Raw genomic sequence first — 21,571 nt, forward strand, 5'->3', positions numbered from 1 at the left:
TTTTGCGCCAGAGCAGGCAGCCCATAGACTTGGCGAACGATTTATTTTTTTAAACAACCCATGCCACAAAACCCATTGACCCTTTTGGTTGACTTGAAGGAGCAACAAACATGGTGACCTGCTACCTGCGTTACATCATTGACCCGTACAAGCTCAAGGAATTTGAGCACTACGGCAAGCTCTGGATTCCCCTGGTCGAGAAGTTTGGCGGCCAGCACCACGGCTACTTTCTGCCCTCAGAAGGGGCCAGCAACGTGGCCTTGGCGATGTTCAGCTTTCCCAGTCTGGCGCTGTATGAGGACTACCGAATCCGATCTTTGCAAGACCCGCAGTGCCAGGCGGCCTTCCAATACGCCGAAGACACCCGCTGCTTCATCAGTTATGAGCGCAGTTTTTTCAGACCGGTTTTCGGGTAAAGGGAAATCCCATCCACACACACCGGTCTGAAGGCGCTGGGCCGCCGGTCAGGACCTGCGCCAGCTGTGGTAGCGCTCCAGCCAGGCCAATACTTTTTGCGGTGCATGGGCTCGCTTCCATGCACCGGCGACGTATTTGTTGGCTTCTGCCAGGGTGGGGTAGGCATGGAGGGTACCGAGGATCTTGTTGAGTCCCAGGCCGTGTTTCATGGCCAGTACAAACTCGGCCAGCAAGTCCCCCGCGTGTTCACCAACGATGGTCACCCCCAGAATCCGATCCTTGCCTGGAACCGTCAGGACCTTGACAAAACCATGGGCAACACCATCGGTGATGGCACGGTCCAGCTCATCCAGGCCGTACCTGGTCACCTCGTAGGGGATAGCCTTTTCTTTGGCATCCTGCTCGTTCAAGCCCACGCGCGCCACCTCGGGGTCGATAAAGGTCACCCAGGGCACGACCGAATAGTCGACCTTGAACTTTTTGAAATCACCAAACAGTGCGTTCACGGCGGCATACCACGCCATGTGGCCGGCGGTGTGGGTGAATTGATAGGGGCCAGCCACGTCACCGGCAGCATAGATGTTGGGGTACAGGGTTTCCAGATAATCATTCACGCCGACAGTGCGCTGGGTGGGAATCCCCAGCGCTTCCAGACCATAACCCTGCAAGCGGGCAACCCGTCCCACGGCGCAGAGCAATGCGTCGAATTCAATGCGTTGCTCCTGACCCTGATGCTCCACCACGATGAATTTGCGATCACCGGCACGTTCACACCGCAAAGCCTGGTGGTCTGTCAACACGTCGATGCCATCGCGCATCAGGGCGGCACGGGCCAGGTCGGAGACCTCGACGTCTTCACGGATCAGGAGGCGAGCGGCCATCTCGATCTGGGTCACCCGGGAGCCCAGGCGGGCAAAACACTGCGCCAGCTCACACCCAATCGGGCCGCCACCGAGCACCACCAGACGCGCTGGCGGCGCATCCAGCTTGGCAAATTCCTCCCACAAGGTGTCGCTGGTGACATAACCGACGTCCTCAAGTCCAGGCAATGGCGGCACCCAAGGCCGTGCCCCGGCAGCGATGACGATGGCGCGCGTGGTCAGCCGTTGGGTGCCGCCATGGTTCAGCTGGATGTCAACCGTCCATGGATCGATGATGCGGGCCTGACCTTCAAGAACCTCCACACCCAGTTGCGTGTAGCGCGCCACGCTGTCATGCGGAGCCACTTCGGCAATCACCTTCTGCACCCGGGCCATGACCTTGCGAAAGCTGAGCTTCGGCTCAGAGGCGCTCAGGCCGTAGTGCTCGGCATGACGCATCTGGTAGGCCACACGCGCCGACTTGATCAGGGCCTTGCTCGGCACACAGCCATAGTTCAGGCAGTCCCCCCCCATTTTGTGCGCTTCAACCAGCGTCACCTTGGCTTTGACCGCCGCCGCAATGTAGGACGTCACCAAACCGGCGGCACCACCACCGATGACGATCAGGTTGCGGTCAAAGATGCGCGGCCGTTGCCATTGGGCATACACGCGGCGACGCTGCAGAAGCGCCATGACCTGTTTGGCCAGCATAGGAAAAATGCCGAGCAATGCGAAGGACAGCAACAGGCCGGGCGACACCAAGCCAGACAAACTGGTGATGCGGGCCAGCTCGGTGCCAGCGTTGACATAAACCAGCGTGCCGGCCAACATGCCCAGCTGGCTGACCCAGTAATAGCTGACGGTTCGAACCGGCGTCAGGCCCATCAGCAAGTTGATCAAGAAAAACGGAAAGATGGGCACCAGTCGCAAGGTGAACAAGTAAAGGGGGCCGTCTTTGGTCATGCCATCATTGATGGCTTGCAGACGATCACCAAAACGACGCTGGAGCACATCACGCAGCACATGACGTGAAGCCAGAAACGCCAGCGTCGCCCCGATGCTCGAAGCAAACGACACGATCAAGGTGCCCATGAACAAGCCAAACAAGGCCCCGGCAGCCAGCGTCAAAATCACCGCACCCGGCAGCGATAGCGCCGTGACCATCACGTAGACGGCAAAAAAGATCATGCCAACACGGACCGGAGACGCCGCACGTTGTGCTTCAAATTGCCCGAGATTGGCTTTCATGCCGTCCAGGGTCAGATAGTGGTGCAAATCCAGCGCCAGGAACCCCCAGGCCAGCAAGGCAGCGGTGCCGAGAATCAGTATTTTTTTCATGGGTTGCCCATAGGCGTTTTGACTTCGGTGAGGCAACAAACGATGTCCCTGTACAGACATCGTCGGGCGTGATATCCGGATTCTTACATTGCGGACGAGCGGCAGGCCTGATGGGACAGCCATCAGCCGCGAACTCAGCGGCCATAACTGCATCCCGCCTGTCCTGGGCCACAGCAGCAACCACATTTCCGATACGCGACAGGCATGTGACCGGCCCTGCGGCAGAGGGTCAGGCAACGAAGCGCACCACCTTGGCCAGCACCCGTTCATCCTTGAGTATCTTGGCATGGCCCAGGTTTTCGGTAGCCAGCAGCTGCGCGCCGGCAATGGCGCGGCTGTAGGCCAGGCCGTCAGCAAAACCATTGATGCGGTCGCCACGGTCATGCACCACCAGCGTCGGCACGGAAATGCGCGGCCCCACAGCCTGGGGTTCGAACTGCGGCATGAGAATACCCTCGCGCGCTTCGATGCGCTGCTGCATGGCTGCGCGTGTGGCTTCGTTCAGACCGAACATGCGAGCGAACAGCCGGGTGTACTCATGCGGTGAAGCCGGCGGCGCCAGCAGCACCAGCCGCTGCGATTGCACACCGCGACTGATAGCGTAGGCAGCTGCATTGGCGCCAAGCGAATGCGCCACCACGGCGTGCAGCGTGTGTCCCTGCTGCTGCAGGCGCGCGGCCAGGTATTCCACGGCACGAGCAAACTGCGGCAGGTTGCTGACCATACCGGTGCTGCGTCCGTGCGCCGGCATGTCCACCATGACTGGCTGCAGACCCTGGGCACGCAACGCCTCTGCCAGCGCCAGCATCTGGCCAGCGTGACCGCCCCAGCCATGCACCAGCAGCACGATCGGCCCGGGGGCGGCGGTGGCTCGTGTGTAGAGTGTCAGGCTGGCACGTTCGAACGGCCAGCGTTCGGTCTGCCAGCCGGTCTGCCAGTTTCGATGCTGGCTCAGCCCGCTGAACGGACGCACCGGCAGCGGCGTGCCGAACAAGCGGTAGGCGGCGTGCACGGCCAAGCTGGGCCACAGGCGCTGCGAGGCGCCCAGGCCCAGGCGGAACAGTCGCATGGCAGGACTCTTGCTGAAGTAGGTCGGGGACGATGTTGAGGCGGGGGATGTCATGGCAGTATCCTGCGAGTGTGTGGTGTGACGCGACCTGGGTTGGGCTCAGTAGAAAATCCAGTCGTTGTTGTTGCGCGGCAGATTGCGCACCAAGGCGAAGACGGCGATCACGCCACGAATCAGCAGATAGAGGCCGAGACTGAAAATGACAATCCACATGGCAATTCCTTTCTTAGCACGATTGTGCGAAATTTAAGAAAAAATAGGGCAAACATCAGGAGCAACGGATTGGCAGGGGTTAAGGCTGGTAGCTCTGCAGCAAGCGCTGCCAGGTGGCCCTGGCACGCTCAGCGGCAGTCGGGTCGCGCAGGAAACGTGCGTCGTGCAACAGGCCAATGGCAATGCCGTAGATCTCGCCGACCAGTTGTTCTGGCATGGTGTCCGGTTTCAGGTGGCCGGCTTCCACCGCCTGTAACACGGTACGGCGCAAGGCGGCACGCCAGCGTGAAATTTCCTGGAACAACAGGTCACGCAGCTCACCTTCGCGGTCATCCAGCTCGAAGGCGCCAGCGGTGAAAATGCAGCCGCTTTGGACTTCGACGTCACGCATGCGCACGATCCAACGCTGCACAATTTCGTTCAGCCGCGGTAGTCCCTGGGGCTTTTGCATCGCGGGCACAAACACGTCGGCCAGGAAACGCCGACCGAATTCCTCAATCACCGCCTTCTGCAATGCCTCGCGCGAGCCGACGCGCGAGAACACGCCGCTTTTGGACAGGCCAATGCGATCAGCCACCGCCTGCAACGTCAGGGCTTCCAACCCCTCGGCCGCGGCGAGGTCGAGCGCAGCACCGACGATGGCGGTGCGTGTCATTTCGCTCTTGGCGGTTTTGGCTTCCAGATTCATGATGTACATAATTTAGCACACTTGTACGAAATTACAAAATACCCCAAACATTGGGCAATAGGTGGTTTCCAGCCATCTTCGATGTGAACCACGGCAACGTGTCGCCTGGCATGGGGGTCTGCCCTACTTGTTCACCTTTGGACCATTCGGTCGGCAAACAACCCCATTTCCGATAGACGCTCGCGCAACAACTTGATCATCAACACTTCGCCTCCCTTCGTTTCCGCTGCCCGGTCTCCTACCGCGCCACGCGACCCCATTCCATTTCGTAGGTTGTCACCAGCACCTGGTTCGACAGGCGGTTGACCTCGGCTGGCACGCGGGCCATGTCCAGCGGGAAGTCAAACAACGTCGGCAGGCTGTGCAGGTCCAGGAAACGCAAGCCAGCGGGCAGCGCAGTGGGCAGGCGGTAGGGTCTCCGGCTGGCAACCACATAACCCCATTCGCCAAAACTCGGCACATGTGCATGGTAGGGCGTGGCCGTCAGGCCGGCTGACTCGATGGTGGTCACCACGGTCCAGAAGCTCTGGCGTGCCACCAGCGGTGAAGTGGTCTGGATCACCGCATAGCCGCTGGCCGCCAGGTGTTTGTCCAGCAGGGCGTAAAACGAGTTGGTGTAGAGCTTGCCGATGTTGAAGTTGGTCGGGTCGGGGAAGTCCACCACGATCACGTCAAACACCTCCGGCGTGTGCTCCAGCCAGCTGAAAGCGTCGGCATTCACCACTTTGACCTTCGGTGACTGCAGGGCACCACCGTTGAGTGCCGAGAGCACCGGCTGATGTGTGAACAGCTCGGTCATGGCCGGGTCCAGCTCGATCAGGGTGACACTCCCGACGCCGGGGTATTTGAGGATTTCGCGCACCGCCATGCCATCGCCGCCGCCCAGTACAGCGACTTTTTTCGCCCCCCCATTGGCCGCATAAGCCGCCATCACCGGGTGTACCAGGGCCTCGTGGTAACGGTATTCGTCACGCTGGGCAAACTGCAGGTTGCCATTGAGAAACAAGCGGTAGCCGGCACGCCCCTCGCCCGGGCCATGGCTGACCACAATCCGCTGGTACGGTGTGGTCTGGGCAAACACCACCCGGTCCTGGTACAGCTTGTCTTCCGCCCAGGTGGTCACGTGGTCGGCGCCAGCCAGGCCCGCCGCCAACGCGGCAAGCGTGAGTCCGCAGGCCAGGGCGTGCGCCCGCAAGCGGCGCAGCTCATGACGAAACAGCCACAACGCCCATACCGCCACGCCGGCATTCATCAGACCAAACAACAGACCGGTTCGCACCAGCCCCAGCTGCGGCACCAACAACAGCGGAAACGCCAGCGACACCGCCAGCGCGCCCAGGTAGTCAAAGGTGAGCACTTGTGACACCAGGTCTTTGAGCGCCACATTGCGCTTGAGGATGCGCATCACCAGCGGAATCTCCAACCCCACCAGCGTACCGACCACCAGCACCAGCCCGTACAGCAGCAGCCGGAAGGCACCAGGCAACATGGCATTGGCGACAAACAACAGCGCCGGCAAGCAGCCCCCCACCAGGGCGACCAACAGTTCAATGCGTAGAAAATGGGCTGGTAACTGGCGCTCGAAAAAGCGCGACAGATACGAACCAATCCCCATGGCAAACAGGTAGCTGCCGATGATGGTGGAAAACTGCAGGACCGAGTCGCCCAGCAGATAAGACGCCAGCGCCCCTGCCGCCAGTTCGTACACCAGCCCGCAGGCCGAGACGACAAACACCGAGGCCAGCAGCGCCACCTCCAGCGGGCGCGGCCCGCCTGACCCCGCCACCGCCATCAGTGGATGGCGGCCGCCACGATCAGACAGATGCCCAGCGACATGGCTGCCACCACCATGGCCAGCGCCTTGTTTTGTTTCTCAACGATTTCTTCCCACAGGTTGTAGGGCGTGAGTTTGTCAATGACGATGAAGGCCAGCCAGAAAATGACCACCCCCATCAGCGCAAATACCAGTGAGCCCAGCAACACCCCCGGCCTGATCCATTCCATACCCATGCTGATCTCCTTCAAAAATGTGAATGACAACCACGTCTCATTTGTGTCCACCGCCACTGGAAAAACCACCAAATGACCCGCCCGAACTGCGTGAGCTGCTGCTGTAGGACGACGAGCAGTTTTCCACCGCCGGATCACAGCTGGAACAGCGGCTGATCAGCATGGCCAGCAACAGCAACACCACAAAGATGACGATCAGCGTGCGCACACTCATGGCGGCGTTGGCACTGGCCGGGCCAACATCCCCCCGCTGGAACAGGTCTTTCTTCTCATCCAGCTTGAAGGCCTCGGCCACCTTGGCACTGTCGATCTTGCTGCCAAGCGACCAGACCTGTTCCGTCGCCGATTGCTCCAGCGACAGCAGGTTGGCACCGCTGGCAAAGTCGCGATTGGCGGTACGTTGCCCGCGTGTGACCTGCCAGTAGAACTCGCCCAGTGCGTAAGTCGTCTCGGCATCGTAGCTCTCTTTGAGCCGGTAAGTGGTTCCCAGGTAGGCTGCGGTCTGGCCGTTGCTGCTCAGCACAGGAGCGCCGGTGGCGGGTTTGACCACACTCCAGCCCTCGGTGGAATCCACCAGAAAAATGAAACCCCGCTTCTGGTTGTAGAGCAGATATTCTTCCCAGCCAAAGTGTTCGTCCGGGTCACTGGGGTCCACACCCATGCGGTGCTGGAAACCCACCACCTGCCAGGACCGGCCCTGCAGCTGACCCACACTGCCCAGGGCAATCAAAGGCTGCACCGGCTCGTCCTGGATGGCGTGTTTGAGCTCGCCGCCTATACCTTGTGACACATCAATCAGGCTGTTGCAGGCCCCACAGGTGATGCTCTGGCTGGTGGCCAGCGCCACCGTCACCGGCGCGCCGCAGTTCGGGCAATTGAACTGGCGGCCGGCCTCGGTTTTGGCCGATTCGTCCCGCAGGCCAGTAAGCTGCAGGTCTTCCAGCTGCACCGACTGGCCCAGAGCCACGGTTGGCGGTTGACTGCCGTAGTCCAGGCTCAGCACCGCTGCGTTGCTCTGGCTGCGCAACTCCACCATGGCAAACGACTGGCCCAGCGCGGGCAGATGTGGCAACTCGCCTTGCGCGGCCAGCAACATCACCGGCGTGTTGGCCGCCACGCTGAAGGACTGGCCATTGATGGTGGTGCTGGCGCCAACGCGGAAACGCTCGGCGGGCGGCAACTCACGCGGCACGGCCTGAGGGACGGCCCACACATAAGCGCCGTTGTCTTCACTCAGGTAGGCGCTGCTGCCGTCTGCCAGCACGGCATGCCATTCGGTCCAGGTGCCTTCAGGGTATTTGTATTGCAGCCGCCCCACCAGGGTAAATGCCTGGCCCTGCCACTGACCCGCGCTATGCAACTGCAGCGGGCTGTGGTCTTCAAACAGCTCGGCCATCTTGCCGATGCGTGAGAGGGTCTCGCCATCACGCACGATGCTGCTCTGGCAGTAGCCACAGACCGCATGGGTAGACTGCGCGCTGGCAAACGCCACGGGCGCGCCGCAGCCCGGGCAAGGTGCACGGTAATGGCGCTGACTGGGGCTAGTGGCCATGCGCCTGTCTCCCCATGCGACCCATTCGGGGGTACTTCTTCATAGACCCGATCAAAAAACAAGCCATGGCAGGCTGCAAAACCGGTTCAAACCAGTTTTTTCAACAGTTCCGCCTTCTTCGCATCAAACTCTGACTGCGTCAGGATGCCCTTGGCCTTGAGATCACCCAATTTTTCCAGCGTGGCCATCACCTCTTCAGGCTTCACACTGGCCACTGACGCTGCGGCAGCCGGAGCAGACTGCAAGCCGGCGGCCAGGTTCTGCGCCAGCACCTGACCCAGCGCCACGCCGGCGCCCAGCCCCATGGCGTCACCGGCAATGCCGCTGCCGCCGCCTGATCCGGCGCCTTCAGCAAACTTTGGAATGGCTTGTGCCGTCTGGTACTGCATGAACTTGCCCATGTCGTTGCCAACCATGCCCATGCCGATTTTTTGATCCAGCACCTTTTGCAACTCTTCGGGCAATGAGACGTTCTGCACCGTCATGCCGTCGAGTGTCAAACCGATCTTCTCGAATTCGGGCGCCAGCTGGCGTGTCAGCGCCTGGGCGAAGCTGAGTTGATTGGCCGCCAGATCCAGAAAGGCGATGCCACTGCTGGCCACGGCGTTGCTGATGTTCTGCAACACCAGGCCACGCAACTGGCCGTCGACGTCCGCCGTCTCATAACGCTCGCGGGTGCCCGACACCTGGGTATGGAACAGTTTCGGGTCGGCGATGTGGAAGTTGTAGTTGCCAAAGGCACGCAGGCGCACCGCGCCAAAGTCAGCATCGCGGATGGTGATTGGCTGCGGGGTGCCCCACTTCTGGTCGAGCTGCTGGCGTGCGCTGAAAAAATACACGTCACTCTTGAACGGGGACTCAAACAGCTTGTCCCAGTTTTTCAGGTAAGTCAGCACCGGCAGGGTTTGTGTGGTGAGCGTGTAGGTGCCGGGACCAAACACGTCGGCGACCTTGCCTTCGTTGACAAACAGCGCCATCTGCGACTCGCGCACCACCAGCTGGGCACCGTTCTGGATTTCCATCTCGGCCATCGGGAAACGCCAGACCAGTGTGCCATCGTCGTCTTCGGTCCACTGAATGATGTCGATGAACTGTTTCTTGATGAAGTCCATGAGTGCCATGTGCTGCTCCTAAGGGGATGATGCTGCGGCAATGATACACAGGCCCCAAATGACAACGCCCACCCTGGCAACTCTGCCAGGGTGGGCGCGCATCGCCGCCAGTTGAACCGGCTGCGATTTATTCGGCCACGCTCACACGCACCACTTGCTCGCCGGCCATCGGATTGGCGGACTGCGTCTGGGCCATCATGACCGGTGCCGGACGGGTGACCCGGCCAAAGCCACGGCTGGCCAACTCGCGGCGCACCGCCTCGACACGGGCCAGATCCTGCGCGTTGCCACTGCGGCGGTATTGCGCCTGGGCTTTTTGCAGCGTTTGCATCAGGGAAGCCACTTCATGTGACATCACCGGCGTCTGCGGATTGGCTGTGGCAACCTGAACCACGGGTTGAACCGGGCTGGCGGCAGCGCCTTCCTGTGCCAGTGCGGAACCGGCGGTCACTGCCAACAACAGCGTCAACAACAGAGAAGAAAAAGATTTGTTCATGAAAAACTCCCAGATCGGTGAAAAAGTCAGCCAGTCACAAAAACCGGCCCCAAGTCTTAATGTGACCCGAAGGTAACGCACTTTTTTGGCCCCTTCATGACAAACGTAACGCCCCGGCCTCTGGCGTGACATTGGTTACAAGTGCTTGCAATTGGCGGCTGTTTTGTCCGGGATAAGCGACGTTGCAGCCCGGTTTGGGCTATGCTCACCGGCAGTTTTCAAAGTTTTTGACATGTCTTGGTCGCCCACCACCACCGCATCCCCCGCTCGTCTCCAGGTCCCTGCCATGTTGCTGGCCGCAGGTCGCGGCGAGCGCATGCGGCCCCTGACTGATCGTTGTCCGAAACCCCTGCTGCTGGTGCGGGGCAAGTCCCTGCTGCAATGGCAACTGGAGGCGCTGCTGCGTGGCGGCTGTCACCGGGCCGTCATCAATACCGCCTGGCTGGGCGACCTGATTCCCGACACTTTTCAAAGCCATTTTGCCATCCAGCCCGGACAAAATAAGCCTGACATGCTATTAAATATAGAGCAAATTCAGATCAGCTATTCCCACGAGGGGCGTGATTTTGGTGCGGCATTGGAGACTGCTGGCGGCATCTGCCGCGCCCTGCCACTGCTGTGCCCGCCAGCCGTTGAAGGCGGCGGCGAAGTGTTCTGGGTGCTGGCCGGTGATGTCTTCACGCCTGGTTTCGAATTCAATGGCCAGGCGGCCGCGCGTTTTGCGCGCAGTGGCCTGCTGGCCCATTTGTGGCTGGTGCCCAATCCGGCGCACAACCCGCGCGGCGATTTTGGGCTGGATGCCGCCAGCGGACTGGCGCTGAACCTCGCCGCCGACGACCCGCGCCCGCGCTACACCTATTCCACCATCGGTCTGTACCACCGCGCCCTGTTTGCGCCACCCTGGTGTCCCATCCCCGCGGGCAACCCGCAAGGCACCAAGGCCGCACTGGCGCCGCTGTTGCGCGCCGCCATGGACCAGGGCCTGGTGTCGGCTGAGTTGTACACCGGTGATTGGACCGATGTCGGCACCCCGCAGCGGCTGGCCCAGCTCAACACCGACTGAAAAATCTTGCTACCCTTGGGCCTCGGCCGGTTTGGCTGACCCGCCTTCACTTTCCACCTCACCAGACTCACTTATGACTGTTTCCAGCAACTCCGTTTATGCCCGGCGCCGCGCCGAACTGGCCCGCCAGATTGGCCCGGGTGGCATTGCCGTCGTGCCCACCGCTTCCGAGCAGCAACGCAACCGCGACAGCGACTTTCTGTTTCGCCACGACAGCTATTTCTACTACCTCTGCGGCTTTACCGAACCCAAAGCGTGGCTGGTCATCACCGGCGACGGTCACACCACCCTGTTTTGCCAGCCCAAGGACCTGGAGCGCGAAATCTGGGACGGCCTGCGCCTGGGGCCGGAGGCGGCGCCGCCAGCCCTCGGTGTGGATGCCGCGTTCTCGGTGACCGAACTGGATACCCGGCTGCCCGGCCTGCTCGACGGGTGCCAGACTGTCTGGTACCCGTTTGCCATCCACCCGGGGCTGGAGTCGCGCATGGACGGTTGGCTGGGCAGTTTGCGCACCCGCGTGCGTTACGGCACGCTGTGCCCGCAACAGCAGCACGACCTGTGTGCCGTGCTGGATGAGATGCGTCTGGTCAAGGACACGCATGAACAGGCCATCATGCGCCGCGCCGCGCAGATCAGTGCCCGCGCCCACATCCGCGCCATGCAGCGTAGCGCCCGGATGCTGCGGGCCGGCCAGGAAGTGCGTGAGTACCACCTGGATGCCGAGTTGCTGCACGAGTTTCGCCAGTGTGGCTCGCAGTACCCCGCCTATGGCTCGATCGTGGCCGCCGGGGCCAACGCCTGCGTACTGCATTACCGGGCTGACGCTGGCCTGGTGAGAGACGGCGAGCTGGTCCTGATCGACGCCGCCTGCGAGTTGGACGGCTACGCCAGCGACATCACCCGCACCTTTCCGGCCAACGGCAGCTTCACCGGCCCCCAACGCACCTTGTATGAACTGGTTCTGGCCTCGCAGGACGCCGCGGTGGCGGCCACCAAGGCCGGCGCCCGGTTCACCGACCCGCATGACGCCACCGTCAAGGTGCTGGCGCAGGGCATGCTGGACGTCGGCCTGCTCGATAAAAACAAGGCGGGCACACTCGACGATGTGATCGAGAACCGCAGCTACTTCCCGTTTTACATGCATCGCACCGGCCACTGGCTGGGCATGGACGTGCATGACTGCGGCGCGTATACCGAACCCTCGGAAATTGGCCAGGTCAGCACCCGCAAGGACGCCTTGACTGGCGACATCATCCGCAACCGGCCAGCACGCATCCTGCGCGCCGGCATGGCGCTGACGATTGAGCCCGGCATCTATGTCCGCCCCAGCGCGAATGTGCCCGAGCAGTTCCACAACATCGGCATCCGCATCGAGGACGATGCCCTCGTGACCGACTCGGGCTGCGAACTGATCACCCGCGACGTGCCGGTGCAAGTGGCCGAGATCGAGGCGCTGATGCGCTGAACCGTGCCCCATTCCGCCACGACCTCAACCACGCCCGACACCATGCCATTACAGACCTCTGAGCAACTTGCCGCATTTTTCAACCAGCACGGGGTGCGTGATGTGGAGTGCATCTTTCCCGACATGTCAGGCTACCCGCGCGGCAAGCTGATGCCTGCTGCCAGCTTTGCCGCCGGCGCCGAGCTGCGCATCTGCCAGGCCATCCCGATGCAGGCGATCACTGGCGAGTATTCGTACAACCCGGTGTTTCCCGACTCGGACCCCGACGTACGCATGGTGCCCGACCACCACACCCTGACCCTGGCACCCTGGGCCAGCGTGCCACGGGCGGTGGTGGTGCATGACTGCCTGGAGCTCAATGGTGAGTTGTGCCAATTTGCCCCGCGCAGCACCCTCAAAAAGGTGCTGACCCGCTACGCGGCACGGGGTTGGCGCCCGGTCGTCGCGCCCGAGATCGAGTTTTACCTGACCGCAGCCAACATCGACCCGGCACAGGCCTTGATGCCGCCAGCCGTGCGCGGTGGCCGCGCCGAGGTGGGACAAAGCGCCTTCAGCCTGAACATGCTCAATGAACTGGCGCCGTTCTGGGACGAGTTCCGCGCCGCGCTGGCCACACTGAACGTGGCGGCCGACACCTGGATCCACGAAGTCGGCCCGACGCAGTACGAGATCAACCTGATGCATGGCGACCCGGTGGCCGTGGCGGACCAGGCCTTCCTGTTCAAATACGCCGCCCGCGAAATTGCGCTGAAACACGGGCTCAATGCGGTCTTCATGGCCAAGCCGATCGCGGGCAGTGCGGGCAGTTCCATGCACCTGCATCAAAGTGTGGTGGATGCCGATGGGCACAACATCTTCAGCCAGAAGGACGGCAGCGAGACTGCGCTGTTTGGCCAATTCATCGCCGGGCTGCAGACCTACGGGCCGGAAGTGATGCTGATGTTGGCCCCCAACGTGAATTCTTATCGCCGCTACGTGTCGGGCAGCCAGGCTCCGGTGAATCTGCAGTGGGGTTACGACAACCGCACCACCGGACTGCGTATCCCAGCCAGTTCCTCCGCTGCACGGCGCGTGGAAAACCGTGTGGCCGGGGCGGATGCCAATCCCTACCTGGCCATCGCCGCATCGCTGGCGGCCGGTCTGGCCGGCATCGAGGCGCAATTGCAGCCCTCGCCCCCCCTGGCTGGCAATGGGTATGACGCCGCCCACGGTTTGCCGCGCAGCATGGAAGCGGCCCTGCCCAGGATGCAGCACAGCCATTGGGCCCGCGAGGTTTTTGGCGAGGATTTTGTGACCGGCTACTGCGCGGTCAAGGCCCTCGAATACGATCACTTCCTGAACGAAGTCAGCGCCTGGGAGCGGCGTTTTCTACTGCCCCAGGTTTAGCGGGGCATCGCTCCGGCAACGTCGGGGAACATCCGCTTACGTCTGCTTACAGGCCCCTGTCTGTGCCCGCCTAGAATGATTTGATGAAAAAATCAAATCAACTGTTGGGCCTCATCCTGGCTGTTGCGGCGCTTCACGGCACCGCAACAGCAGCCGATGTTGGTGTCTCGATCAATATCTCGCAACCCGGGTTTTATGGCCGTATTGACGTGGGCCGTGTGCCCTCACCCGTGGTGATCTACCCGCAACCCATCATCATTGAGCAAGCACCGGTGACAGTGGTGCGCCAGCCGATTTATCTGCGTGTGCCGCCTGGGCATGAAAAGCACTGGGACAAATACTGCCGGCGTTACAACGCCTGTGGCCAACCGGTGTATTTTGTCCAGGACAGCTGGTACCGCGAAGTTTACGCACCGCGCTACTATGGCCCGCCGGCAGGCCGGGACAACCGCCGTGATGATCGGCATGACAACGGCCATCGTAACCACAAGAAAGACAAAGGCCACGGCGGGGATTGAGCCGCCTGCTGCTTTTCATGACAACGCCATAGGGCCCGTGTTGGGCATGACCTGCATGGCAGCACGCCAGCAGGCCTGCAGGTTGTCCGCCACACATGTGACAACACCTGCATCCAGCTTGCCATCGAGCACCTGCTGGTGCAGGATCAGCAGGATGTCCTCGGGAGTCATGGCCTCACGGTAGGGCCGACGCTGTGCCAAGGCCTGAAACACATCGGCCACGGCAATGATGCGGGCCTCCAGCGAGATCGCTCCTTCACGCGTGTGGTAAGGATAACCGGTGCCATTCACACGCTCATGGTGCTGGGCGGCCCACAGAGCCACCTTTTCCAGTCCCTTGATATTGCACAGGATGTTGTAGGTGTCAAAACTGTGACGGCTCATGATGCGTTTTTCGACTTCGCTGAGTGGTCCGGTTTTTTCCAGCAGCTCATCGGGTACACGCAATTTGCCGATGTCGTGCAGCAAGCCAGCCAGTTCCAGCATGTCGCAGCGCTCTTCACTCAGCTGCAAATGTTCTCCCAGGTAACGCGCCAGGCTGGCGACACCGTCCGAGTGCTCCTTGGTGAACTGACTCTTGGCATCAACGATGCTGGAGAAGATGTGCATCAGGCTGCTCAGGTCTTCAAACGCCATGCCCTGCTGACGCGTCTCGGCCAGCCAGGTCGCCACATAACCGTTGACATGGTCACTTTCCAGCATGAACCAGAACGCTTCTGATTCAGACAACGCCATGAAGGCGTCCACCAGCTCGGGGCAGAACCAGTCACCGCGCCGGCTCAGAATTTGCTCGCGGATGTCATCCTTGCCCAGCAGGATGTCGGTGCCCGATGTCACGTATTTCAGGGTCAGCACATCCACACGGTCCACCAGGTAAATGCAGTTGGCACAACGCTTGATTTCGGGGGGTAAATCCAGGTTTTGCAGCTTGGTCCAATGGGTGTGGTGATGGCGCACGATCGGCGCCAGCGGACGCAGCAGGGCACAACTCTCCAGCAGGCAGGCGCCGATCTCGCAATGCTCACCTTCGAGCTCCCACTCCAACTGGGCCAGCTTGGCATGCACCGCCGTTTTTGACACCCCGCTGTCGTGCAGGATGGCCGCCTGAAACAGGTCGTCCAGTTGGGCCTTGGGCCACTTCAGCCACTTGCCGCATTCAGCCGCCATGAACGCCACCCGCTTGCCATGATGGATGTGTGTCACACCGACCAGATCCAGCGCGTCTGACAGCGAGTAGATGGCTTCATGCAGATTGATCTGAAACTGGGTCATGCCATACCTTTCATGGAGTCAATCGACGGTCATTATGCCCACGGCACAGCCATCATGGGCCAGAGTCAGGTCATGGTCACCAAATAATACTATTTTGATAGCTACAGACGATTTGTTTATGCGGGCTAAGGCCCGATTTCTTAGACATTTCCGCACAGAACGGCCCCCTCATCACCCGCATTGGGATGGTCTGCAACGGCTTCTACAACGCAGCGGCGGACCACCCCGACCCCGGGCATGGCGGTGACCTCCTGGCGCGGCTGCCAGGGCGGGTAAAGGCCGGGCATACAATGCCGCTCCCATACATCAACCGGCAACGCCACCGCGGTGGTGCGCTGCCGACTGTCGGAGACATCCATGCCCAACACCCCCAACAAGGCCGATGACAAACGCGCTCAACTGCGCCGCGCCGCACTCGACTATCACGAGTTCCCCACCCCTGGCAAGGTGTCGATTGCCCCGACCAAACAGCTGGTCAATCAGCACGATCTGGCACTGGCCTATTCACCGGGTGTCGCCATTCCTTGTGAGGAAATCGTCAAGGACCCGGCTGCCGCCTACAAATACACCAGCCGCGGCAATCTGGTCGCCGTGATCACCAACGGCACCGCGGTGCTGGGGCTGGGCGACATCGGCCCGCTGGCAGGCAAACCCGTGATGGAAGGCAAGGGGGTACTGTTCAAGAAGTTCGCCGGCATTGACGTCTTCGATATCGAAATCGACGAAAAGAAGGACCTCGACAAGCTGGTGGACATCATCGCCTCGCTGGAACCCACCTTCGGCGGCATCAACCTGGAAGACATCAAGGCGCCGGACTGCTTTTATGTCGAGCGCAAACTGCGTGAGCGCATGAAGATCCCGGTGTTTCATGACGACCAGCACGGCACCGCCATCACCGTCGGTGCGGCGATCCTCAACGGCCTGAAAGTCGCCGGCAAGCAGCCCAAGGATGTGAAGCTGGTGACTTCCGGCGCCGGTGCGGCGGCACTGGCCTGCGTGGGTCTGCTGGTCAAACTCGGCATCCCGCGTGAAAACGTCTGGGTCACCGACATCGCCGGCGTCGTCTACGAAGGTCGTACCGAGTTGATGGACCCCGACAAGATCGTCTATGCCCAAAAGACCTCGGCGCGTTCACTGGGTGAGGTGATCGACAACGCCGACATTTTTCTGGGCCTGTCCGCCGGCGGCGTGCTCAAGCCCGACATGGTCAAACGCATGGCCGACAAGCCCATCATTTTTGCACTGGCCAACCCGACCCCGGAAATCACGCCGGAGGAAGTCAAGGCGGTGCGCAGTGATGCCATCATTGGCACCGGACGCTCGGATTACCCGAACCAGATCAACAACATCCTGTGTTTCCCGTACATTTTCCGCGGTGCCCTGGATGCCGGTGCCTCCACCATCACCGTCGAGATGGAAATGGCCGCGGTGTACGCGATTGCCGAACTGGCACAGGCAGAGCAAAGCGAGGTGGTAGCCGCCGCCTATGCCGGTGAGCCGCTGGTTTTTGGGCCGGAATACCTGATCCCCAAACCGTTTGACCCGCGCCTGATGATGAAAGTGGCGCCGGCCGTGGCGCAAGCCGCTGCCGACAGCGGCGTCGCCTTGCGTCCGATCAAGGACATGGCCGCCTACCACGACAAGCTGGAAAGTTTTGTCTATGCGTCCGGCACCATCATGAAGCCGATCTTCAGCGCCGCCAAAATGGCTGCCAAGAAACGCGTGGCTTATGCCGAGGGTGAAGAAGAACGCGTGCTGCGTGCCGCACAGATCGTGGTGGATGAGCGGCTGGCCCGCCCCACCCTGATCGGCCGCCCCAAGGTGATCGCCGAGCGTGTTGAGAAATTCGGCCTTCGGCTGCGCGAGGGGGATGATTACGACGTCGTCAATGTCGAGCAGGATGCGCGTTACCGTGATTTCTGGCAGACCTACCATCGCATGACCGAACGCAAGGGGGTCACCGTTCAGATTGCCAAAATCGAAATGCGCCGACGCCTGACGCTCATTGGCAGCATGCTGCTGCACAAGGGCGATGTGGACGGGCTGATTTGCGGCACCTGGGGCACCACGGCCTTACATTTGCAATACCTGGATCAGGTCATCGGCAAACGTGCCGGTGTCAACACCTATGCCTGCATGAATGGCCTGATGCTGCCAGGGCGTCAGGTGTTTTTGGTCGATACCCATGTCAATTACGACCCCAGTGCCCAGCAGTTGGCCGAAATCACGACCATGGCAGCGGAAGAAATGATGCGTTTTGGCCTGCGACCCAAAGCGGCCCTGCTGTCACATTCCAATTTTGGCAGCAGCAACCAACCCAGCGCACTCAAGATGCGGGACACCCTGGCGCTGTTGCGTGAGCAGACGCCGTGGCTGGAAGTGGACGGCGAGATGCATGGCGATGTTGCCCTGGACGGTGCCACACGCGCTGCGCTGATGCCCAACAGTACCCTGCTGGGTGATGCCAACCTGCTGGTGTTGCCCAACATTGATGCCGCCAACATCGCCTACAACCTGCTCAAAACTGCAGCGGGTGGCAATATTGCCGTGGGCCCGGTGTTGCTGGGTGCAGCCAAGCCGGTACACATCCTGACCGCCAGCACCACGGTGCGGCGCATCGTCAACATGACGGCCCTCACGGTCGCCGACGCCAACGCAACCCGATAAACGAGACAGCTAAGTAAGCGCAAACTTAGCTTTCTTTTCCCGGTTTCACATTGCCCATTTTTAAGGCAATGACTTGCTTTTTTTTGACAGATCAACGACACTAACGCCCTTGGATGTCCGGGTTTACCCGGGGTTTTATCGGGAAAAGGTGTCATGCCGCGTTTTAATAATCTTAAGTTAGTCCTTGCTGGCTTATGTTTCACCGCGGCCTTGGTGACGGGATTGGCGCAAGCCAGAACGCCCATCTCAACTGATCTTCAAACCACCATCGGTCTGGGTGAATTGCCCCGGCAGGGCATGCAGACTTACACCTTGATTCATCAGGGTGGTCCGTTTGCAAGCGAAAAGGATGGTGTGGTGTTTGGTAACCGGGAGCGGTTATTGCCTGCCAAAAAACGAGGTTATTACCGTGAATACACCGTTCCGACGCCCGGACTCAACCACCGGGGTGTCAAACGGATTGTGTGTGGGGGACAACCCCGAGTGCCGGATGTCTGCTACTACACCGCCGATCACTATGCAAGTTTTCGCAAGATCGTGCCCTGAAATTGAATGTCTACTTTGAAAAGTGAAGAGAGAATAAATATGTCACTTGCTCAAGCAACCCTCAAGCCACCGGTCAGCGTGGCTGACACGCCCCTGAGGGGCGTGCGACCCAACATCGTCCAGTCGATCCGGGCATTTCGTGTGCCCGATCTGCAGGAGGCCGCCCAGGCCCTCGGGCACCACTTTCTGTATGCCAATCTGGCCAACGCCCAGAGCAAGCAGGATGTGCTTGACCTGATCAGCCAGCAGTTCATGCTGACCGTGGCCGTCGGCAAGAACTTTGACTCGCTGTACGACAGCATGACCGACCCGGTGCACAAGTCCGGTCCACAACCAGGCTTCATCGCCGTTCTGGAGCACATCCCGGCCAATGCCAAGTTTGACAAGGAAGCACGCGAACAACTGCTTGACATCTTCCGCGATACGGCCGACTACTGGGGGGACCGGAAAATCCCCTTCAGGTGCTTCTATTCTTTTCTGTAGCCCGTTCTGCACACACCAGCCAAGCAGAACGGGCGAACGAGGCCAGCGCAATCAGCGGCACACCTGCACCAGGCAGCGGCGCGATTGAACTCCTGACAGAAAACGGCGAAAAAATGCCCACTGACAAACTGTTGGACATTTCGCCTCAGGCACTGCGCATGAGCAGCCCCTTTAACGCAGGGTACTGGACCACTGTCTGACAATCAGCCCCAGGCCCGGGTGCGGGCTTGCCCCTGAACCTCAAAAGCCTGAGTCCCTCAGGCTTTTTTATTGGGCGGCGGCATCCAGCGCCAAGGCCAGCGCAACGTAGTCTTCCACCGGCACCTCCTCGGCCCGGCGCTGGACATTGAAATCACCGGCAAAGTGCCTGGTCTGCAACCATTGCCCCAGCGTGTGGCGCAACAGTTTTCGACGCTGGCTGAAAGCCACCTGCACCAGTTCACTGAGCAGATCCACCCTCACCAAAGCAGGGTTGTCGCGCGGCACCATGCGCACCACCGCGCTGTCAACCCGGGGTGGTGGCTCGAAACTTTCGGGTGGCACAAACAACACGTTGTCCATGGCATAACGCCATTGCAACATGACACTCAGCCGCCCATAAGCTGCCGTGGCCGGGCGTGCCACCATACGGTCAATCACCTCTTTTTGCAGCATGAAATGCTGGTCTTCAATCACATCCACATACTGCAGCAGGTGAAACAGGATGGGGGTGGAGATGTTGTAGGGCAAATTCCCCACCACGCGCAGTTTGCGGGCGTCAGCCGGTTCCCGTGGGATCTGCGCAAAATCCACCTTGAGCACATCCGACTCGATGACCCGCAGTTGATCATGAGCGCGCAGCCGCCGGGCCAGATCACGGTCAAGTTCGATCACCGTCAACACCCCCAGACGCTCCACCAGAGGCTGAGTCAGCGCGGCCAGACCAGGGCCGATTTCCACCATCGCCTGCCCAGGCTTGGGGTCAATCGCGGCCACGATGGCATCGATGATGCCGCCATCAGCCAGAAAATGCTGACCGAACCGTTTGCGGGCAATATGCGGGCCGGGTTTCAAGGGTAGATGCTCACAGTGGTGGTTCACGCATTTCCACATACGCCCGGGCGCGGATGTCCTGGACCCAGGTACGGTAGGTTTCGTCGAGTTTCTTCTCGCGCAACGTCGCGCGAATGGCCTCGCGCTGCTGCTCGGCACTCAAGCTGGCCTGCCGGCGCTCGAGCAACTGGATCAGGTGCCAGCCAAACCGGGACTGCAAGGGGTCACTGACCTCCCCCGGCGCCAAGCGGTTCATCACGGCTTCGAATTCAGGCACAAACATGCCCGGGCTGGCCCAGCCCAGGTCACCGCCCTCAGCCGCACTGCCGTCCTGGGAGTTGGCGCGTGCCAAGGCGGCAAAGTCTGCCTTTCCGGTGACCACCTGCTTCTTGAAATCCAGCAGCTTGTCGCGTGCTTGGGCATCACTCAGCCGGGTATTGGGCAACAGCAGGATGTGCCGGGCATGACTTTGGGTGACGACCATGGTCGGCTGGCCCGGCCGGACTTTTTCCACCACCTTGAGCACATGAAAACCCGCGGGCGAACGCACCAGTGCGGCGACATCACCCACCGAGAGTTGCTGCGTGGCCTGGACAAACAACTCCGGGTAACGGCTGGTCGGACGCAGGCCCAGCTGGCCACCCGTGCTCAGATCCGAGGCATCGGAAAACTCCCGCACCAGCGCGGCAAAGTCTTCGCCGCCACGCGCCCGCTCCAGCGCCCGCTGTGCCCGCGCCTTCAGGGCATCGAGCTGCACAGCGCTGGGAGATTCGGGCACGGCCACCAGAATCTGGGCCAGATTGATCTCGATGTTGCCCGAGGTGTCGGTTTGCTGCTCACGCTGAAATTGATCCACTTCCAAATCTGTCACGCGAACACGCCCCTCCACATCCCGCTCACGCAAGCGCTGCATCAGGATCTGGTCGCGCAACTGGGCACGGAACTGGCTCGCCGTCTGACCCTCACGTTCAACCCGGCGCAGCAGCTCGGGCACGTCAATCTGATTTTGCCGGGCAATCAGCTGCACGGATTCATCGACGGCAGAGTCCTCCACACGCAGTCCGGATTCACGCGCCAGTTGCAATTGGGCTTTCTGATTGATCAGACTTTCCAGCACCTCGGGGGCCAGCAACTTAACGTCGGGCAGCGGACGGCGTTGCTGGGCAAATTGCTGCAACACACGCTGAATCTCGCGCCGCACCTCATTGTTGGTAATCGGCTCCGAATTGACCACCGCCACGATGAAGTCCGACGGGGTGGGCGCGACACTTGCCGTCGCGATGGTGGGGCTGGGCGCCAGGTTCAGGCTCTGGGCCTGGGACGGCAAGCTCATCGCCAACGCCGCCAGCGTGAAAATCAAAGGTATCGGACGATAGGTCATGTT

The 21,571-nt window shown here is 60.9% G+C and carries 19 protein-coding genes; 8 read left to right on the plus strand and 11 right to left on the minus strand.

Annotation, left to right across the window (positions count from 1 at the left end):
- Positions 1–110: 110 nt before the first annotated feature.
- The gene (locus PHW99_RS06960; RefSeq protein WP_300175106.1) at positions 111–416 is read left to right on the plus strand and encodes an NIPSNAP family protein; all 306 of its coding nucleotides are present in this window, start codon (positions 111–113) and stop codon (positions 414–416) included.
- Positions 417–464: 48 nt separating this feature from the next.
- Here PHW99_RS06960 and PHW99_RS06965 read toward each other — a convergent pair whose 3' ends face one another.
- The 8 genes from PHW99_RS06965 to PHW99_RS07000 all read right to left on the minus strand — a co-directional run bounded on the left by PHW99_RS06965 (position 465) and on the right by PHW99_RS07000 (position 9,755).
- Positions 465–2,615 carry an FAD-dependent oxidoreductase gene (locus tag PHW99_RS06965; RefSeq protein WP_300175107.1) on the minus strand — a complete coding sequence of 717 codons (2,151 nt, stop codon included), beginning with the start codon at positions 2,613–2,615 and terminating at the stop codon, positions 465–467.
- 229 nt (positions 2,616–2,844) lie between these two features.
- On the minus strand, positions 2,845–3,738 hold the full coding sequence (locus PHW99_RS06970) for an alpha/beta fold hydrolase (RefSeq protein ID WP_300175109.1): 894 nt from the start codon (positions 3,736–3,738) through the stop codon (positions 2,845–2,847).
- Positions 3,739–3,976: 238 nt separating this feature from the next.
- Positions 3,977–4,579: a helix-turn-helix domain-containing protein gene (locus tag PHW99_RS06975; RefSeq protein ID WP_300175178.1), complete on the minus strand. Its 603-nt coding sequence runs from the start codon at positions 4,577–4,579 to the stop codon at positions 3,977–3,979.
- 244 nt (positions 4,580–4,823) lie between these two features.
- Positions 4,824–6,377 carry a polyamine aminopropyltransferase gene (locus PHW99_RS06980; RefSeq protein WP_300175111.1) on the minus strand — a complete coding sequence of 518 codons (1,554 nt, stop codon included), beginning with the start codon at positions 6,375–6,377 and terminating at the stop codon, positions 4,824–4,826.
- The gene (locus PHW99_RS06985) at positions 6,377–6,595 is read right to left on the minus strand and encodes a DUF350 domain-containing protein (RefSeq protein WP_300175113.1); all 219 of its coding nucleotides are present in this window, start codon (positions 6,593–6,595) and stop codon (positions 6,377–6,379) included. Before PHW99_RS06985 ends, PHW99_RS06980 begins: the two co-directional genes overlap by 1 nt.
- Positions 6,596–6,632: 37 nt before the next feature.
- A complete protein-coding gene (locus PHW99_RS06990; RefSeq protein WP_300175115.1) occupies positions 6,633–8,147 on the minus strand; it encodes a DUF4178 domain-containing protein in 1,515 nt (504 codons plus the stop codon).
- A gap of 86 nt (positions 8,148–8,233) precedes the next feature.
- Positions 8,234–9,268 (minus strand): SPFH domain-containing protein, encoded by a 1,035-nt coding sequence (locus tag PHW99_RS06995; protein WP_300175117.1) that lies wholly within the window; start codon positions 9,266–9,268, stop codon positions 8,234–8,236.
- 118 nt (positions 9,269–9,386) lie between these two features.
- Positions 9,387–9,755: a hypothetical protein gene (locus tag PHW99_RS07000; RefSeq protein ID WP_300175119.1), complete on the minus strand. Its 369-nt coding sequence runs from the start codon at positions 9,753–9,755 to the stop codon at positions 9,387–9,389.
- Between the two features lie 232 nt (positions 9,756–9,987).
- Between PHW99_RS07000 and PHW99_RS07005 the strand changes: the two genes are divergently transcribed.
- The 4 genes from PHW99_RS07005 to PHW99_RS07020 all read left to right on the plus strand — a co-directional run bounded on the left by PHW99_RS07005 (position 9,988) and on the right by PHW99_RS07020 (position 14,187).
- Positions 9,988–10,818: a nucleotidyltransferase family protein gene (locus tag PHW99_RS07005; RefSeq protein ID WP_300175121.1), complete on the plus strand. Its 831-nt coding sequence runs from the start codon at positions 9,988–9,990 to the stop codon at positions 10,816–10,818.
- Between the two features lie 73 nt (positions 10,819–10,891).
- Complete coding sequence (locus PHW99_RS07010) at positions 10,892–12,283, plus strand: aminopeptidase P N-terminal domain-containing protein (RefSeq protein ID WP_300175123.1); 1,392 nt, start codon at positions 10,892–10,894, stop codon at positions 12,281–12,283.
- 42 nt (positions 12,284–12,325) lie between these two features.
- On the plus strand, positions 12,326–13,669 hold the full coding sequence (locus PHW99_RS07015) for a glutamine synthetase family protein (protein WP_300175125.1): 1,344 nt from the start codon (positions 12,326–12,328) through the stop codon (positions 13,667–13,669).
- 83 nt (positions 13,670–13,752) lie between these two features.
- On the plus strand, positions 13,753–14,187 hold the full coding sequence (locus tag PHW99_RS07020) for a hypothetical protein (RefSeq protein WP_300175127.1): 435 nt from the start codon (positions 13,753–13,755) through the stop codon (positions 14,185–14,187).
- 15 nt (positions 14,188–14,202) lie between these two features.
- Here the strand turns inward: PHW99_RS07020 and PHW99_RS07025 are convergent, their stop codons facing one another.
- Complete coding sequence (locus tag PHW99_RS07025; RefSeq protein WP_300175129.1) at positions 14,203–15,459, minus strand: HD domain-containing phosphohydrolase; 1,257 nt, start codon at positions 15,457–15,459, stop codon at positions 14,203–14,205.
- A 357-nt stretch (positions 15,460–15,816) separates the two neighbouring features.
- Between PHW99_RS07025 and PHW99_RS07030 the strand changes: the two genes are divergently transcribed.
- The 3 genes from PHW99_RS07030 to PHW99_RS07040 all read left to right on the plus strand — a co-directional run bounded on the left by PHW99_RS07030 (position 15,817) and on the right by PHW99_RS07040 (position 19,155).
- Complete coding sequence (locus PHW99_RS07030; protein WP_300175131.1) at positions 15,817–18,126, plus strand: NADP-dependent malic enzyme; 2,310 nt, start codon at positions 15,817–15,819, stop codon at positions 18,124–18,126.
- 153 nt (positions 18,127–18,279) lie between these two features.
- Positions 18,280–18,672 (plus strand): ribonuclease, encoded by a 393-nt coding sequence (locus PHW99_RS07035; protein ID WP_300175133.1) that lies wholly within the window; start codon positions 18,280–18,282, stop codon positions 18,670–18,672.
- A gap of 39 nt (positions 18,673–18,711) precedes the next feature.
- Positions 18,712–19,155, plus strand: a complete 444-nt coding sequence (locus PHW99_RS07040; RefSeq protein WP_300175135.1) for a barstar family protein — start codon at positions 18,712–18,714, stop codon at positions 19,153–19,155.
- 267 nt (positions 19,156–19,422) lie between these two features.
- Here the strand turns inward: PHW99_RS07040 and rsmA are convergent, their stop codons facing one another.
- Complete coding sequence (gene rsmA / locus PHW99_RS07045) at positions 19,423–20,208, minus strand: 16S rRNA (adenine(1518)-N(6)/adenine(1519)-N(6))-dimethyltransferase RsmA (protein WP_300175137.1); 786 nt, start codon at positions 20,206–20,208, stop codon at positions 19,423–19,425.
- A gap of 10 nt (positions 20,209–20,218) precedes the next feature.
- Positions 20,219–21,568, minus strand: a complete 1,350-nt coding sequence (locus PHW99_RS07050; protein WP_300175139.1) for a peptidylprolyl isomerase — start codon at positions 21,566–21,568, stop codon at positions 20,219–20,221.
- Positions 21,569–21,571 lie beyond the last annotated feature (3 nt).

It is taken from the genome of Rhodoferax sp. (genome assembly GCF_028689305.1).
Lineage (GTDB): Bacteria > Pseudomonadota > Gammaproteobacteria > Burkholderiales > Burkholderiaceae_C > Rhodoferax.

What these genes read in the sequence shown, in the direction of transcription:
- PHW99_RS07025 (WP_300175129.1), bottom strand. Translation starts at nt 15,459, where the DNA reads ATGACCCAGTTTCAGATCAATCTGCATGAAGCCATCTACTCGCTGTCA.
- PHW99_RS06960 (WP_300175106.1), top strand. Translation starts at nt 111, where the DNA reads ATGGTGACCTGCTACCTGCGTTACATCATTGACCCGTACAAGCTCAAG.
- PHW99_RS06995 (WP_300175117.1), bottom strand. Translation starts at nt 9,268, where the DNA reads ATGGCACTCATGGACTTCATCAAGAAACAGTTCATCGACATCATTCAG.
- PHW99_RS07040 (WP_300175135.1), top strand. Translation starts at nt 18,712, where the DNA reads ATGTCACTTGCTCAAGCAACCCTCAAGCCACCGGTCAGCGTGGCTGAC.
- PHW99_RS07020 (WP_300175127.1), top strand. Translation starts at nt 13,753, where the DNA reads ATGAAAAAATCAAATCAACTGTTGGGCCTCATCCTGGCTGTTGCGGCG.
- PHW99_RS07005 (WP_300175121.1), top strand. Translation starts at nt 9,988, where the DNA reads ATGTCTTGGTCGCCCACCACCACCGCATCCCCCGCTCGTCTCCAGGTC.
- PHW99_RS06980 (WP_300175111.1), bottom strand. Translation starts at nt 6,377, where the DNA reads ATGGCGGTGGCGGGGTCAGGCGGGCCGCGCCCGCTGGAGGTGGCGCTG.
- PHW99_RS07010 (WP_300175123.1), top strand. Translation starts at nt 10,892, where the DNA reads ATGACTGTTTCCAGCAACTCCGTTTATGCCCGGCGCCGCGCCGAACTG.
- PHW99_RS07035 (WP_300175133.1), top strand. Translation starts at nt 18,280, where the DNA reads ATGCCGCGTTTTAATAATCTTAAGTTAGTCCTTGCTGGCTTATGTTTC.
- PHW99_RS07015 (WP_300175125.1), top strand. Translation starts at nt 12,326, where the DNA reads ATGCCATTACAGACCTCTGAGCAACTTGCCGCATTTTTCAACCAGCAC.
- PHW99_RS07000 (WP_300175119.1), bottom strand. Translation starts at nt 9,755, where the DNA reads ATGAACAAATCTTTTTCTTCTCTGTTGTTGACGCTGTTGTTGGCAGTG.
- PHW99_RS06985 (WP_300175113.1), bottom strand. Translation starts at nt 6,595, where the DNA reads ATGGGTATGGAATGGATCAGGCCGGGGGTGTTGCTGGGCTCACTGGTA.
- PHW99_RS06970 (WP_300175109.1), bottom strand. Translation starts at nt 3,738, where the DNA reads ATGACATCCCCCGCCTCAACATCGTCCCCGACCTACTTCAGCAAGAGT.
- PHW99_RS07030 (WP_300175131.1), top strand. Translation starts at nt 15,817, where the DNA reads ATGCCCAACACCCCCAACAAGGCCGATGACAAACGCGCTCAACTGCGC.
- PHW99_RS06965 (WP_300175107.1), bottom strand. Translation starts at nt 2,615, where the DNA reads ATGAAAAAAATACTGATTCTCGGCACCGCTGCCTTGCTGGCCTGGGGG.
- PHW99_RS07050 (WP_300175139.1), bottom strand. Translation starts at nt 21,568, where the DNA reads ATGACCTATCGTCCGATACCTTTGATTTTCACGCTGGCGGCGTTGGCG.
- PHW99_RS06990 (WP_300175115.1), bottom strand. Translation starts at nt 8,147, where the DNA reads ATGGCCACTAGCCCCAGTCAGCGCCATTACCGTGCACCTTGCCCGGGC.